The organism is Stenotrophomonas sp. PS02301, from assembly GCF_029959485.1.
Taxonomy (GTDB): Bacteria; Pseudomonadota; Gammaproteobacteria; order Xanthomonadales; family Xanthomonadaceae; genus Stenotrophomonas; species Stenotrophomonas maltophilia_Z.
Genome location: NZ_JASCOO010000056.1, coordinates 1 through 13,611 on the forward strand (window position 1 = coordinate 1; position 13,611 = coordinate 13,611).

The following is a 13,611-nucleotide window of genomic DNA, read 5'->3' on the forward strand; positions in this document are numbered from 1 at the left end:
CATGGAGGCGGCGGGGGGCGAACGACCGCTTTGCGGCCGGCCGGCGGGGGGCGGGGGCGCCGATCAGGACCGAGAAGCGGCCGGCGCCGGCGCCGGCGGCCATCAGCAGGCCGAGGGTGAAGGTCATGCCCAGCGGGCTGGTCAGCAGCGGTGCCAGCAGCAGCCCGGCCGCCAGCAGCAGGGCACCGAAGATGAGCACGGGCAACGCGCCGCGCTGGTCGGCGACGGCCCCGAACACGGGTTGCACCGCGCCCCAGACGAATTGGCCGATGGCCAGTGCGAAGCTGATCTCGACGATGCTCACGCCGGTGCCGCGGTGGATCGGGTCCACGTAGAGGCCGGAGGTCTGGCGCACGCCCATGGTGACCATGAGGATGGCGGAGGCCGCGACCAGCAGGCCCCAGTGCATGGCGGGTGCGCGGGTAGCAGTGGTTGACGTGCTCATGCGTCGGCTCCGGTGGGCAGGGCGTGGTCGAGTTGGTCGAGCAGGGCGTTGAGCCGGGCGGTCGGCGTGGGCCCGAAGGTGGTTTCCACTTCGTGTTGCGCCCGTTGCCACAGGGGGCGCGCGCGACGAAGGCAGGCCTTGCCGGCAGCGGTGATGACGATCAGGCGTTGCCGGGCATCGTCACCGCGGCGTTGCTCGAGCCAGCCGGCGCTGAGCAGCGGTTTGAGGTTGCGGGTGAGCGTGGTGCGGTCCATGCCAAGCGCCTCGGCCAGGTCGCCCAGCTGCCGCGGTGCGGGGGCGCGGCGCAGGATGGAGTAGGCGTTGAGGCTGAGCCCGGCGGGGGCGAGGTGGGCGTCATAGATCTGCGAGAGCCGGCGTGCCGCGCGACGCAGGCGGAAGCAGGTGCAGGGGCTCTGGGTCAGCGGGTCCATGGGCGTGTGCCGGGGTGGGTGGCTGGATGATACGTGCATATGCACGTAGTTCGTCAAGCTCAAAAAAAGGGGGCCTTTCGGCCCCCTCGGGTCAAGCAACCACCCAGTGAATCGATCAGAAGTACGCGCGGATCCCGAATGCCACGCCGCGGCCCGGCAGCGGGGAGTAGTCGCGCAGCAGGGAGGTGTGCGGGCGGACCTCGCGGTTGGTCAGGTTGCTGCCGTCAAGGAAGACTTCGTAGCTGTTGCTGTCGGTCCGGTCCCAGCGGTAGGCGACGTGGGCATCGACCAGGGTGTAGCCGTTGCTCGGCTCTTCATTCTGGGCGACGTCCTTCTGGCTGCTGTAGCGCACGGCACCGACCGAGGCGCGCCAGCCATCCTTGGCCCAGCGCAGGTCCGCGCCGACCCGGCCCGGGGCGATGCGTGGGAGGTAGCCGGTGTTGGCCAGATCCACCGTGTAGTTGTGGTTGTGGTCGCCGTGCGGGACGGCGATGTCGACGCTGCGGCTGCCGCTGCCATCCAGTTCGGCGTTGACGTAATCGCCGAACACGCGCAGGTCCCAGTCGCCGGCGTTGCCTTCGAAGAGATGGAACAGGGCTTCGGCTTCGGCCCCCTTGAAGGTGGCGTCCTGCTGGGTCCACAGGCGGACCGGCAGCGATTCGACCACGCCGGTGTCGGCCAGGTAGATGAAGTCCTTGAACCTGGTCTGGTAGATGGAGGCGGAGAAATCGACGCGCTCGCTGTGGGTGTGGATGCCCAGCTCGACGCGCTGGCCGCGTTCGGTCTTCAGGTTCGCATCGCCGATCTCCAGCGAGCGGGTGGCGATGTGCGCGCCGGCGGCGTAGAGCTCTTCGTTGGTCGGGGCGCGCTCGGAGCTGTCGATGCCGAAGCGCAGGTCGACGGCGTCGTTGAGCGTCCAGATACCGGCGGCGGAGAGATTGGTGGCGTCGAACGTGCGGGCGCGGTAATCACCGGTCGGGTCCAGCTTGACCTGGTCATGGCGGCCGCCGAGCTCCAGCTTGAACGGGCCGAACTGCTTTTCCTGCAATACGAACAGGCCGATGTTCTTGGTCGCGGTATCCGGCACGAAGGCTTCTTCGCCCTTGGCGCCGAAGTCGCTGTTGCCGAACTGCAGGCCGAAGGCGCCATCCCAGCCGCCGATTTGTTCCTGCACGGCTTCCAGGCGGCCTTCGATGCCCCGGTTGGTGAAGCGCGTGGCGGGCGTGCCGGCTTCGAGTTCGGTGTGCTCGTAATCGGTGTAGGCGGTGCGCAGGCTGATGTTCTTCAGGAACGAGGTGGGCTGGTAGATGCCGCCCTTGGCTTCGAAGCGGTTCTGCACCATGTCGATGCGGACGTCATGCTCGTCGCCTTCTTCCTCATCGCCATGGTCGTGATCGTGGTCATGACCATGGTCGTCGTCGGCATGCACGTGCGCGCCGTTGGGAATGCCGTAGTTGGTGCGGTAGGTGCTGGCGGACACACCGAAGTAGCCTTCGTCGCCCAGCCATGTGGCACCGACGCCGCCGGCGCGGGTGCGGACCGAACTGTTGTCCAGACGGCCGCGGCGCGGTTCGTCGGTGTCGCCTTCCTCGTGATCGTGGCCGCTGTGATCTTCCAGGCCATCGATCACCGCGTAGCCGGGAATGCGGTAGTCATCGCCGTTGCGGACCAGACCGTCCACATGCAGCACCACGTTGCCGCTGACACCGTCCAGGCGGAACATGCCGCTGCGCTCGTCGTTGACCGAATTGCCGCGCAGTTCGGCGCGGCCGCTGAGCGGACGGTCCGGCAGTTCGCGGGCGATGCGGCCGTCGACCACGTTGACCGCGCCGCCGATCGCACCGCTGCCGAACAGCAGGGTGGCCGGGCCCTTCAGGACCTCGATCTGATCGGCCAGGAACGGCTCGATGCTGGTGGCATGGTCGGCGCTGACGGTGGAGGCATCCATGTTGCCCATGCCGTTGGACAGCACTGCCACGCGTGGCCCTTCCTGGCCGCGGATGATCGGGCGGCCGACGCCGGGGCCGAAGAAGGTGCTCTGCACGCCGGGCAGCTTGGCCACGGTGTCGCCGAGGGTGCCGGCCTTCTGCTCGTCCAGGCGCTCACCGGCCAGCACATCCACCGGGCGGGCCAGCGATTCGGCATCGCCCTGCAGCGGCGAGGCGGTGACCTTCACGGTGGAGAGCTCGGTCAGGTGGCGGTCGCGGTGGTTGCCGGCATCATCGGCGGCCATGGCCAGCGAGGGCAGCATCGCGGCGGCAAGGGCCAGGGACAGGGCGTGGGGTTTGAGCAGGAGGGAGCTGGAGCGCATAGGGCAAGGGCCTTCGGTCAATTGTTACAATATATCAATGATGGGGCGCGCGAATCCCGTAACGGGACGGGGGGAAGGGAAGTCAGGGGGGGAGGCAAGGGTGCGCGTCAGGATTGATGTTATATTATTCCATAACGCTTCGCCGACCCTGCTGGAAGTCATGCCCCTGTTCGCTCGTGTTCGCCATCTGCTGGATCGTTTCGGTGCCACCGGCTCGCTGCTGTGCGCCGTGCATTGCGCTGTGCTCCCGGTGCTGCTGGCGGCTGCGCCGTCGCTGGGTCTGTCGGTCTGGATGAGTGACGGCGTGGAGCTGGCGCTGGTGAGTTTCGTCACCCTGCTGGGCCTGTTCAGCCTGGTCTGGGGCTGGCGCCGCCATGGCGCGCTGCGCGCGCTGGGCTTCCTGATCCCGGGCCTGACCGCGTTGTGGGCGGGCCTGTTGTACGGCCCGCTGCATCACTCGGCGGTGCCGCATGCGGTGGTGATGACCTTGGGCGGCGTGCTGGTTGGCGTGGCCCATCTGGTGAATCTGCGCCTGAACCACGGCCACGTCCATGACGCCAGCTGTGCTCATTGAGAGCGCGCATGGTAGGCTTTCCGATCGTGCGCGGGGGCGCCTGAGAGGGCGGCCCCGCCGAACCCGTGTCAGTACGGGGTAATCAGATTTCGCAGCATTCAGACTAAGGAGTTACGACATGGGTAAGGGTGACCGCAAGACCGCCAAGGGCAAGCGCTTCAATGCCAGCTACGGCAATTCGCGTTCGCACGTCGTGAGCAAGGCGGCCGTGGGCGCAGCTGCGCCGGTTGCCAAGAAGACCGTGACGAAGGCGCCGGCCAAGAAGGCCGTTGCCAAGAAAGCGGTGGCCAAGGCCGGCTGATCCAGCCAGGCGGGTCATGAAAACGCGGCGCTTGCGCCGCGTTTTTTTTTGCCTGCGCGACGGGATCGCCTCAGCGCAATGCGGGGAGCAGGCGGTCCGGATCGCCATCGTTGGGGGCGGCCGGGACACCCAGCAGACGGGTCAGCAGGGGATAGACATCCACGTTGTCGAACCCGGGCAGGGTTTTCCCCTGCTGGAACGACGGCCCACGGGCAATGAACACCGCGCGCATCGAGGGCAGTGCGTTGTCGTAACCGTGCGAACCGCGGTTGCCGGGTTTGCGTGTGGCGATGCGGTCGCGGGTCAACGCATCCCAGCCTTCGTGCATCTGGCACAGGATCGGCGGAATGCGCGGATGGCGGCCGTATGCCCAGCGCGCCGGCAGGGCCTCGCGGCGCCAGCAGTCGTAGTGTGCGTGCGCACCGAGCAGGATGTTCTCGGCCTGGCGTTGCTTGCCCGGCAACGGCGCGAAGCCGACTGACTGGCCGACCGATACGTCCTTGGCGATCGACGGATCGACCATGTCTTCGGTGGCGATGACCTGGCCCTCGGGCACGCTGGCCATGCCGTGGTCGGACACCACGATGAGATTGGTGCTGTCGGCCAGACCGCGTGCCTGCAGCCCGTCCAACAGGCGGCCGATCGCGGTGTCGACCTCGCCGATGGCGGCGGCGTATTCGGAGGACTCCGGGCCGTGGTCATGCCCGGCGTGATCCACCTGTTCCATGTACAGGGTGACCAGGCGTGGTGCCTGCGCGTCGGTCTGGCCGAGCCAGCTCAACACCTGATCGACACGGTCAGGCAGGGTCACCGTGCTGTCGTACACCCGCCATTGGCTGGGCCGCACGCCCTGGATGGCCGCTTCGCTGCCGGGCCAGGACAGGGTCGCGGTATGCACGCCGGCTTTTTCAGCGCCCACCCAGATCGGTTCGCCACCCCACCAACGGGCATCGGTGACGGCCTCGCGCAGATGCAGGCGGAAGCTGCCCAGTTCGGCTTCTTCCATGCTGTTGTGGATGATGCCGTGGTGGTCCGGACGCAGCCCGGTCACGATCGTGTAGTGGTTGGGGAAGGTCAGCGCCGGGTATGAGGGCGTCATCCAGTCCGCACGCACGCCGCCGGCGATGATCCGCGACAGGTTGGGGCTGAGGCCGCGGTCGAGCATGTCCGCACGCAGGCCGTCGATGGAGACCAGCAACAGTTTGGGCGTAGTGGCTGGTGCCGTCGGGACAGCAGTCGCCGCGACGGCGTCAGGTGGAGTGGAGGGTGCGGTCGCGCACGCGGCCAGCGAAAGAGCGGCGGCAAGCGCCAGTGGAAGGCGGACGGAAATCATCACGACATGATAGTGCGTGGCGGTGACGCGTCGAAGACAACCGATGGCATACGCCACCCCACGGCGTATGCCCGGTTACGCGAACAGCGAATCGTGCCGTGCTTCCAGTTGCAGCAGCGCAGCCTTGGCTTCCAGGCCACCACCGAAGCCGGTGAGCGCACCACTGCTGCCGATCACGCGGTGGCAGGGCAGCACGATCGGCAGTGGATTGCGGCCATTGGCGGCACCGACCGCGCGGCTGGCGGTGGGGTGGTTGATGTGCCGCGCCAGTGCCACGTAACTCCAGGTCTGGCCGAACGGAATATCGGCCAGCGCCTTCCACACCCGCAGCTGGAACGGCGTGCCGTATGGGGCAAGCGGGAGATCGAAGCGCACGCGCTCACCGCGCAGGTACTCCAGCAGTTGTCCGCGTGCGTCCCGCAGTGCATGGGCGTCGCGTTGCCAGTGTTCGCGCCCTTTGGCGTCGTAACGGTTGTTCTCGAACAGGATGTGGTGGATGCCCTGGCTGTCACCGGCCACGGTGAGCGCGCCGATCGGGCTGTCGAAGGTGTCGTAGAGCAGGGTCATGAGGTAACTCCCGAAGACGGTGTGGCCAGATGCCACAGATGCAGAACGGCGTAGGCACGCCACGGTCGCCACGGCTGCGAGCGGGCCTCGGTGGCGCGTTCGCTCAGTCGCGTATCACCACCGAGCACCTGCTGCAGCACCAGATCGCCGGCCGGGAACGCATCGGGCAGCGCCAGCGCACGCAGTGCCATGTAATGCGCGGTCCATGGGCCGATGCCGGGCAAGGCGACGCAGCGCGCCACGAAACCAGCCAGCGACTGGCCGGCGCGGAAATCGAGCCGCCCATCGACCACCGCCTGCGCAACCGCACGCACGGTGGCCGCGCGGGTGCGCGGCAGCCCGATGGTTTCCAGCGGTGCCTGTGCCAGCACCTCCGGCAAGGGGAACTGGCGGTCCAGTCCCGCCGGCATGCCTTCGAGGGTGGCGCCGAAGCGGTCCACCACCCGGCGCGCCAGTGTGGCGGCGGCCGCCACGCTGACCTGTTGGCCAAGCACCGCGCGCACGGCCACTTCAAAGCCATCCCAGCCGCCGGGTACGCGCAGCCCGGGGCGTTGTGCGATACCCGTCGCCAGCAGTGGTTCCTGCGCCAGCGTCGCGTGCACCATGCGCAGGTCGGCATCGAGATCGAAGATGCGGCGTACGCGGCGCACGATGCCCGGAATCGCACGCGGATCGACCTGGCCCAGGTGCAGCAACAGCTCCGGGCGCCGTGGATCGGCGGTCACGCGCAGCAGTGAGGGGCGCTCGGGCGGCCCGATCACGCGCTGGTAGCTGTCCGTGTCGATCTGCTCGATGACGGGAATGGCGCGGCGGCGCAGGAAGCCGAGCATCGCGGTGAAATCCAGCGGCGGCCGGTAGCCCAGGCGCAGGGTCAGTGCGCCCTCGGTCAGCGTGCCGCGCTGGCGGCGGATCGCGGTCGGGGGCATCCCGCAGCCATCCAGAAAGGCCGCGTTGAAACGGCGCAGGCTGTTGTACCCCGAGGCCATCGCGACATCGGTGACCGGCAAGGCGGTTTCGGTGAGCAGTTGCTTGGCCAACAACAGCCGGCGGGTGGCGTGGATCTGCGCCGGCGCCGCACCGAGCCGGGCCACGAACAGGCGCTGCAGCTGGCGGGCGCTCAAGCCGACGTGGGTGGCCAGATCGGCGACCGGCTGGTCCTGCAGATAGCCATCGTGGATCAGGGCGAGCGCGCGCTGCAGCGTTTCATTGTTGAGTGCGTCCTGCGCCTCGGGGGCCAACTCGGGGCGGCAGCGCAGGCAGGGACGAAAACCCGCGGCCGCGGCTGCGGCAGCCGTGGGGTAGTAAGTGACGTTGGACGGCTTCGGCGCCGGTGCCGGGCAGACCGGTCGGCAGTAGATGCCGGTACTGCGCACGGCAGTGAAGAACACCCCGTCAAAGCGCGCATCGCGGGCAAGGCGGGCGCTTTCGCAGGCGGCGTGGTCCAGGGGCAGGGCGGTCTCCATGGGGGCCAGTCTATGCCCGGTGAGCAGGGCTGGCTCGCCATTTTCGGACGCCAATGCCAGCCCCGGGTCGCCCGGTTCAGGACAGGTTGCCGCGCCGTGGCGGTCGCGCACTAGACTGTGCCTCTGCGCTGGTTTTGCCGCGCATTCCCCCTCGCAAGGATTCCGGGTTGTCCATGTTGCTCAAGTCGTGGTGGTTGCCGTTGTTGTGTCTGGGTCTGGCCGGTTGCAGCCAGCTGGAAAACCCGGGCAATGTCACCGCCGCCGACAAGGCCGTGCGGGCACAGACCGCCGATGGCGACCACATGGTCTCGATCAACGCGGCCGATGCGCCGCCACCGCCACCGCCCGCGCCCAAGCGCGGTGACCTGCGCTGGCCGGACGCGGCCCTGGAAAACGGCAAGGCGTGGATCAGCTGCGATACCGACTATGCCGGCGACGCGGGCGATGGTGCGCCGCTGGAGGCGCTTGATCGGGCCAGCATCGATGCCGCGCTGCAGCCGTGCGCCGAACGTGGCCTGCTGCGCGTGCGCTATGTGGGCAAGATCAATCCCGGTTTCTCCGAGCTGGTCGCGCGGCTGGCCGTGGTCGCCGATGCGCAGCGTATTTCCCGGCGCATCCTTGATCTGGATTCCAGTGGTGGCCAGGTCGAAGCCGCCATCGTGGCGGGGGATCGCATCGGCGAATCCAACTGGACCATCTGGGTGCGCGAAGGCTCGGTCTGCCACAGCGCCTGCGTGTTCGTGCTGGCTGCCGGCGACAACCGGCTGGTATCGGGCAAGGTCGGCATCCACCGCATGATGCGGATCAGCTCCAAGGCCACCTCGCGTGCCGAGCTCAACCGCGAACTCCATGAGGTGTACGACAACGTCAAGGATTACCTGCAGCGCAACGGCGTGGCCGTGGGCGTAGCCGATCTGATGATGACCGTGCCCAACCGCAGCCTGCGCCTGCTCACCGCCGAGGAGCTGCGTCAGTTCGGGCTGGATGGCACCAACGCGGTGCAGGATGACCTGGAACGGATCAAGCAGATGCGCAAATGCGGCGATGCGTTCGTCCGCCGCAAGGACGCGTTCCTGGTCGCTTTCGATCAGGAGTGCAAGCGCGAAGGCAGTGAATTGGAGGCCGTCAACAGCTGTGGGCAGGCTCTGAAGCAGCGCTTCGGTTTCCCGGATGAAACCTGTCCGGACGAGAGCCCGCTGTCGGAGATCGATGTCTCCACGCTGCTGCCGGCCACCACCGCGCCGGGTCAGCCGGATGCCGTGGAGCAGACGCTGGGCGATGCCCGGCCGGCGCCGGCCGAGGCGGCCGAGCGCAACTGACGGAGGACTCACGCCCTTCCCGTAGACTGGAGCGCAGTTCCTTCCAGCCAACGGTGTCCTGATGCGTGTTCCGCTGCTGCTGTTGTCCGCTCTGCTGCCTTTCGCCGCGCTGGCCCAGACGCCACCGCCGCCGGCCACGCCTGCACCGGCCCCGGCGCGCGCCGCGCCTGCCGCCGCCCCTGCCGCCCGCCCGGCACTCAGCCCGGCGCAGCAGGCGCAGGTGCAGAAGCAGGATGCGGAAATGACCGCTGCTGCATTGCAGGTCGCGAAGCTGGTCGATGCCAACCGTGCCGGCGAGGCATGGAAAGGCGCTTCGGCCGTGGCGAAGAAGTCAGTGACCGAGCAGGCCTTTGTCAGCCAGCTCACCGCCGACCGCCAGCGCCTCGGTGCATTGGCCTCGCGCGGCCAGCCGGTGGTGACCCGGGTCAAGTACGCCGCCGGGGCGACCGTCCCGGAAGGCCTGTACATCAACGTCAGTTTCCCCACGCGCTTTGCCAACAGTGCCCAGCCGGTGCGCGAACTGGTGTCCTTCCGGTTCGACGAAGACCGCGTCTGGCGCCTGGCCGGTTACAGCGTGCGTGCCGCCACCCCCTGATCGCCGGAGACTGCGCAGATGAGTATCGAGATCCAGATGCTGGTGTGGTCGATGGTGCTCGGCCTCGTGCACGTGTTTGCGCCTTCCACGTTGATCACCCGCGAGCGCGGGATCGGCTGGAATGCCTCCGCGCGCGATCAGCCGATGCCGGCGCCGAGTCCGCTGGCTGGCCGCCTGCAGCGGGCGCAGAGCAACTTCATGGAAACCTTCCCGTTCTTCGCCGCCGCGGTGCTGGCGGTGGTGCTGACCCAGCGCCAGGACGGGATGACGGCCGTGGCCGTGCAGCTGTACTTCTGGGCGCGGCTGATCTATCTGCCGCTGTACGCCGCCGGCGTGCCTTACGTGCGCAGCCTGGTGTGGCTGGTGTCGCTGCTGGGCATCGTGATGCTGCTGTGGGCGTTGCTGTGAACCCGCGCTGGCGCGCCTGATCCAGATCAAGGACGGCGCCGGCGCTGCGGCGTTAAGCTGCGCTGGACACGCAACGGCAGGATGGGATCATGCAGTCAGTGGATGTGGTGGTGGTGGGCGCCGGCCCGACCGGGCTGTGCTTCGCGCGCGCGCTGGCCGATACCGGCCTGAGCGTCACCCTGGTCGAACAGCAGCCGCGTGCCGCGTTGGCGCAGGCCGCCTTCGACGGCCGTGAGATCGCGCTGACCCATGCCTCCCGCCAGATCCTGGCATCGCTGGGTCTGTGGGCGCAGCTGGATCCCGCCGAGATTTCCCCGTTGCGCGATGCCAAGGTGATGGATGGCGGCTCGCCGTTCGCGCTGACCTTCGCCGCGCACCAGCGCACCGGGGACGACCTCGGCTGGCTGGTGCCCAACCATCTGATCCGTCGCGCCGCCTGGCAGAGCGTGCAGGGCCAGGCCGGTCTGGAAATCCTGGACCAGGCCAGCGTCACGGCCGTGAGCCCGGGCCCGGCCCACAGCGTGGTGACCCTGGCCGATGGCCGCCAGCTGGCCGCGCGGCTGGTGGTCGCTGCCGACAGCCGCTTCTCCTCCACCCGCCGCCTGCTGGGGATTGGCGCGCAGCTGCGTGATTTCGGCAAATCCATGCTGGTCTGCCGCATGCAGATCGAGGTGCCGCACCAGCACACCGCCTGGGAGTGGTTCGGGTATGGGCGCACGATGGCCCTGCTGCCCCTCAATGGCGACCAGGCCTCGGCCGTCATCACGCTGCCGCCCCGTCAGATCGCGGCCTTGATGGGCCAGGATGAGGCCGACTTCGGCCGCAGCATCAGTGGCTTTTTCGAGCATCGGCTGGGCGCGATGCGGCCGGTGGCCACGCCGGTGGCGTATCCCCTCGTGGGGGTGTATGCCAACGCGTTCGCCGGCGATCGCTGTGCGTTGATCGGCGATGCCGCCGTCGGCATGCATCCGGTCACCGCGCATGGCTTCAATCTGGGGTTGCAGAGCCAGCATCGACTGGCCGGGCTCCTGCGCAAGGCCGCAGGGCAGGGACGCGACATCGCCGCACCCGCCGGGCTGGCCGCTTACGAGCGTGGGCACCGGCTGGCCTCGCGGCCGCTTTACGAGGCGACCAATGCGATCGCTTCGCTGTACACCGATGACCGCCTGCCGGCGCGGCTGCTGCGCCGGGCCGGACTGCGGCTGGCGCACGGGGTGGCCCCGTTCCGCCAGCTGATCACCGCCCATCTGACCCAGCGCGATACACTGCGCTGAGTCCGGCCGGGAAGATCAGGGCGCGTCGCTGTCGGCGATCACGTGAATGACCGTGTCGGCGAACTGTACCTGCTGGCCCGCGCGGATCTTGCATGCCTTGCGCAGTTCCACTTCACCATCGACCAGTACCTGGCCGTCGCCGATCACGGTCTTGGCCTCGCCGCCGCTGGTGACCAGGTCGGCCAGCTTGAGCAGCTGCTTGAGCTCGACGTAGTCGCGGTCCAGTTCAAATTCGAGGGTCTGCATGGAGCGGGTATCCTGGGAAGAGGCGCGGACGTGGGGCCGGGCCGGGAAAGGGCGCGTATTGTGCGCCAGCCGGCGGCGCAACGGCATCCATCCGGGAATCTGTATACGTTTTTCAGGAACGATGCGGTATCATCGCCCCCTGAGTGAGTGAATTCTCCTCCGACCGAGCAGCGCCAGGGCACGCGATAAGAAAGGGCGCCCAAAGCGCGGACCATCCCCCTTTTTTATCTCACTGCCCTCTAGAACGGCGGTGTTTCGGAGTTTCCCATGTCCCAAGAATCCCCCGCGCCGCTGCTGTTTGCAGATCTCGGCCTGTCCGACGCTGTGATGCAGGCCGTCGCCACCGTCGGTTACGAAACCCCTTCGCCGATCCAGGCCGCCACCATTCCGGCGATGCTGGAAGGCCGTGACGTGCTCGGCCAGGCCCAGACCGGTACCGGCAAGACCGCCGCCTTCGCGCTGCCGGTGCTGTCCAACCTCGATTTCAACCAGACCAAGCCGCAGGTGCTGGTGCTGGCGCCCACCCGCGAACTGGCCATCCAGGTCGCCGAGGCGTTCCAGACCTATTCCTCCGGCATCCCCGGCTTCCGCGTCCTGCCGGTGTACGGCGGCCAGCCCTATGGCCAGCAGTTGTCGGCCCTGCGTCGTGGCGTGCACGTCATCGTCGGCACCCCGGGCCGCGTGATCGATCACCTCGAGCGCGGCACCCTGGATCTGTCCGAGCTGAAGACGCTGGTGCTCGACGAAGCCGACGAAATGCTGCGCATGGGCTTCATCGACGACGTCGAAGCCGTGCTGAAGAAGCTGCCGGAGACCCGCCAGGTCGCCCTGTTCTCGGCCACCATGCCGTCGCAGATCCGCCGCATCGCGCAGACCTACCTGAAGAACCCGGCCGAAGTCACCATCGTCAGCAAGACGACGACCTCGGCCAACATCCGCCAGCGTTACTGGTGGGTGAGCGGCATGCACAAGCTGGACGCGCTGACCCGTATCCTGGAAGTGGAACCGTTCGACGCGATGATCATCTTCTCGCGTACCAAGGCAGCCACTGAAGAGCTGGCCGAGAAGCTGCAGGCGCGCGGCCTGGCCGCGGCCGCCATCAACGGCGACATGCAGCAGGCCCAGCGCGAGCGCACCATCGGCATGCTCAAGGAAGGCAAGCTGGACATCCTGGTCGCCACCGACGTGGCCGCCCGTGGTCTGGACGTGGAGCGCATCAGCCACGTGCTGAACTACGACATCCCGTACGACACCGAAAGCTATGTGCACCGCATCGGCCGTACCGGCCGTGCCGGCCGCACCGGTGACGCGATCCTGTTCGCCACCCCGCGCGAAAAGGGCATGCTGCGTGCCATCGAGCGCGCCACCCGCCAGCCCATCGAAGAGATGCAGCTGCCGAGCGTGGACGCGGTCAACGACACCCGCATCACCAAGTTCATGAGCCGCATCAGCGATGTGCTCGATGCCGGTGGCACCGAGTTCTACCGCGACCTGCTGCAGCGCCTGGAAGGCGAGAAGAACGTGCCGGCGATCGAGATCGCCGCCGCGCTGGCCAAGCTGTTGCAGGGCGATTCGCCGTTCCTGCTGACCCCGCCGGTCCGTGGTGCCCGTGAAGAGCGTGCCCCGCATCAGCGCAACGAGCGCAGCAACGACCGTGGCGAGCGCCCGGCCCGTTTCGAGCCGCGCTTCGAGCGGGGTCCGCGCCGTGAAGACGACCGTGGCCCGCGCCCGCCGCGTCCGGAAGGCGACTTCGGCAACAGCGAAGGCGGCGCCGAGCGCGCCCCGCGCCGTGACATCGCCCCGCGCGGTGCCGCCGAGCCGGGCATGGAAACCTTCCGCATCGAAGTGGGCCACGTCCACGGCGTGAAGCCGGGCAACATCGTCGGCGCGATCGCCAACGAAGCTGGCCTGGAAAGCCGTTTCATCGGCCGCATCGACATCCATGACGACTTCTCGGTGCTGGACCTGCCGGCCGAAATGCCGCAGGACCTGCTGACCCACCTGAAGAAGGTGTGGGTCTCGGGCCAGCAGCTTCAGATGCGCAAGGTCGAGCCGGGTGAAGACCTGACCCCGTCCGCGCGTCCGCCGTTCAAGCCGAAGTTCGGCCAGGGCAAGCCGCGTGGTCCGGGCGGTCCGGGTGGCCCGCGCAGCGGCCCGGGCGGCAACGACCGCCCGCCGCGTCGTGACGGTTTCAAGCCGCGCGGTCCGCGCAACTTCTGATCGCCCCGGGGTGATCAACGCGACGCCAGCCTCCGGGCTGGCGTCGTCGTATCCGGCCTCCGCGTCCCGGTCCGCCGGTTTCGCACCGTCTCAACAGTGCTGGCCCTAGCCTGCGGATTGGACC

Annotated in this window: 13 protein-coding genes and 1 pseudogene; 7 read left to right on the plus strand and 7 right to left on the minus strand. The window is 68.2% G+C overall.

What is annotated here, in order from left to right; translation table 11 throughout:
• The 3 genes and pseudogenes from QMX81_RS13725 to QMX81_RS13735 form a co-directional block, all read right to left on the minus strand.
• Positions 1-445: pseudogene (locus QMX81_RS13725) on the minus strand (MFS transporter); the annotation flags it as partial.
• Complete coding sequence (locus QMX81_RS13730) at positions 442-876, minus strand: MarR family winged helix-turn-helix transcriptional regulator (RefSeq protein WP_121041403.1); 435 nt, start codon at positions 874-876, stop codon at positions 442-444. The gene QMX81_RS13730 and the pseudogene QMX81_RS13725, both read right to left, overlap by 4 nt.
• A 115-nt stretch (positions 877-991) precedes the next feature.
• Complete coding sequence (locus QMX81_RS13735) at positions 992-3,187, minus strand: TonB-dependent receptor (RefSeq protein WP_282262284.1); 2,196 nt, start codon at positions 3,185-3,187, stop codon at positions 992-994.
• Between the two features lie 160 nt (positions 3,188-3,347).
• Between QMX81_RS13735 and QMX81_RS13740 the strand changes: the two genes are divergently transcribed.
• A complete protein-coding gene (locus tag QMX81_RS13740) occupies positions 3,348-3,761 on the plus strand; it encodes a MerC domain-containing protein (RefSeq protein ID WP_121041406.1) in 414 nt (137 codons plus the stop codon).
• Positions 3,762-3,879: 118 nt separating this feature from the next.
• Complete coding sequence (locus QMX81_RS13745; RefSeq protein WP_019184443.1) at positions 3,880-4,062, plus strand: 30S ribosomal protein THX; 183 nt, start codon at positions 3,880-3,882, stop codon at positions 4,060-4,062.
• Positions 4,063-4,132: 70 nt separating this feature from the next.
• Here QMX81_RS13745 and QMX81_RS13750 read toward each other — a convergent pair whose 3' ends face one another.
• The 3 genes from QMX81_RS13750 to QMX81_RS13760 all read right to left on the minus strand — a co-directional run bounded on the left by QMX81_RS13750 (position 4,133) and on the right by QMX81_RS13760 (position 7,425).
• Complete coding sequence (locus QMX81_RS13750) at positions 4,133-5,395, minus strand: ectonucleotide pyrophosphatase/phosphodiesterase (RefSeq protein WP_282262293.1); 1,263 nt, start codon at positions 5,393-5,395, stop codon at positions 4,133-4,135.
• 75 nt (positions 5,396-5,470) lie between these two features.
• Complete coding sequence (locus tag QMX81_RS13755) at positions 5,471-5,962, minus strand: methylated-DNA--[protein]-cysteine S-methyltransferase (RefSeq protein ID WP_121041409.1); 492 nt, start codon at positions 5,960-5,962, stop codon at positions 5,471-5,473.
• Positions 5,959-7,425 carry a DNA-3-methyladenine glycosylase 2 gene (locus tag QMX81_RS13760; protein ID WP_282262296.1) on the minus strand — a complete coding sequence of 489 codons (1,467 nt, stop codon included), beginning with the start codon at positions 7,423-7,425 and terminating at the stop codon, positions 5,959-5,961. The genes QMX81_RS13755 and QMX81_RS13760 overlap by 4 nt, the downstream gene beginning before the upstream one ends.
• A 176-nt stretch (positions 7,426-7,601) precedes the next feature.
• On the opposite strand from QMX81_RS13760, the gene QMX81_RS13765 reads away from it, so the two are divergent.
• From QMX81_RS13765 to ubiM, 4 genes are all read left to right on the plus strand, one after another.
• The gene (locus tag QMX81_RS13765) at positions 7,602-8,744 is read left to right on the plus strand and encodes a hypothetical protein (protein ID WP_193222759.1); all 1,143 of its coding nucleotides are present in this window, start codon (positions 7,602-7,604) and stop codon (positions 8,742-8,744) included.
• Between the two features lie 61 nt (positions 8,745-8,805).
• A complete protein-coding gene (locus QMX81_RS13770; protein ID WP_121041415.1) occupies positions 8,806-9,339 on the plus strand; it encodes a DUF4019 domain-containing protein in 534 nt (177 codons plus the stop codon).
• A gap of 18 nt (positions 9,340-9,357) precedes the next feature.
• Positions 9,358-9,747, plus strand: a complete 390-nt coding sequence (locus QMX81_RS13775; RefSeq protein ID WP_121041417.1) for an MAPEG family protein — start codon at positions 9,358-9,360, stop codon at positions 9,745-9,747.
• Between the two features lie 89 nt (positions 9,748-9,836).
• Positions 9,837-11,021, plus strand: a complete 1,185-nt coding sequence (gene ubiM, locus QMX81_RS13780) for a 5-demethoxyubiquinol-8 5-hydroxylase UbiM (protein WP_121041419.1) — start codon at positions 9,837-9,839, stop codon at positions 11,019-11,021.
• A gap of 15 nt (positions 11,022-11,036) precedes the next feature.
• On the opposite strand, the gene QMX81_RS13785 is transcribed toward ubiM, so the two are convergent.
• Positions 11,037-11,267, minus strand: coding sequence for an RNA-binding S4 domain-containing protein (locus tag QMX81_RS13785; protein WP_019184435.1), 231 nt, complete (start codon positions 11,265-11,267; stop codon positions 11,037-11,039).
• A 267-nt stretch (positions 11,268-11,534) separates the two neighbouring features.
• On the opposite strand from QMX81_RS13785, the gene QMX81_RS13790 reads away from it, so the two are divergent.
• Positions 11,535-13,487 carry a DEAD/DEAH box helicase gene (locus tag QMX81_RS13790; protein ID WP_121041421.1) on the plus strand — a complete coding sequence of 651 codons (1,953 nt, stop codon included), beginning with the start codon at positions 11,535-11,537 and terminating at the stop codon, positions 13,485-13,487.
• Positions 13,488-13,611: the final 124 nt, after the last annotated feature.

Excerpts from the sequence above, each read along its gene's own strand:
- QMX81_RS13730 (WP_121041403.1), bottom strand. The coding sequence starts at position 876 with ATGGACCCGCTGACCCAGAGCCCCTGCACCTGCTTCCGCCTGCGTCGC.
- QMX81_RS13735 (WP_282262284.1), bottom strand. The coding sequence starts at position 3,187 with ATGCGCTCCAGCTCCCTCCTGCTCAAACCCCACGCCCTGTCCCTGGCC.
- QMX81_RS13740 (WP_121041406.1), top strand. The coding sequence starts at position 3,348 with ATGCCCCTGTTCGCTCGTGTTCGCCATCTGCTGGATCGTTTCGGTGCC.
- QMX81_RS13745 (WP_019184443.1), top strand. The coding sequence starts at position 3,880 with ATGGGTAAGGGTGACCGCAAGACCGCCAAGGGCAAGCGCTTCAATGCC.
- QMX81_RS13750 (WP_282262293.1), bottom strand. The coding sequence starts at position 5,395 with ATGATTTCCGTCCGCCTTCCACTGGCGCTTGCCGCCGCTCTTTCGCTG.
- QMX81_RS13755 (WP_121041409.1), bottom strand. The coding sequence starts at position 5,962 with ATGACCCTGCTCTACGACACCTTCGACAGCCCGATCGGCGCGCTCACC.
- QMX81_RS13760 (WP_282262296.1), bottom strand. The coding sequence starts at position 7,425 with ATGGAGACCGCCCTGCCCCTGGACCACGCCGCCTGCGAAAGCGCCCGC.
- QMX81_RS13770 (WP_121041415.1), top strand. The coding sequence starts at position 8,806 with ATGCGTGTTCCGCTGCTGCTGTTGTCCGCTCTGCTGCCTTTCGCCGCG.
- QMX81_RS13775 (WP_121041417.1), top strand. The coding sequence starts at position 9,358 with ATGAGTATCGAGATCCAGATGCTGGTGTGGTCGATGGTGCTCGGCCTC.
- ubiM (WP_121041419.1), top strand. The coding sequence starts at position 9,837 with ATGCAGTCAGTGGATGTGGTGGTGGTGGGCGCCGGCCCGACCGGGCTG.
- QMX81_RS13785 (WP_019184435.1), bottom strand. The coding sequence starts at position 11,267 with ATGCAGACCCTCGAATTTGAACTGGACCGCGACTACGTCGAGCTCAAG.
- QMX81_RS13790 (WP_121041421.1), top strand. The coding sequence starts at position 11,535 with ATGTCCCAAGAATCCCCCGCGCCGCTGCTGTTTGCAGATCTCGGCCTG.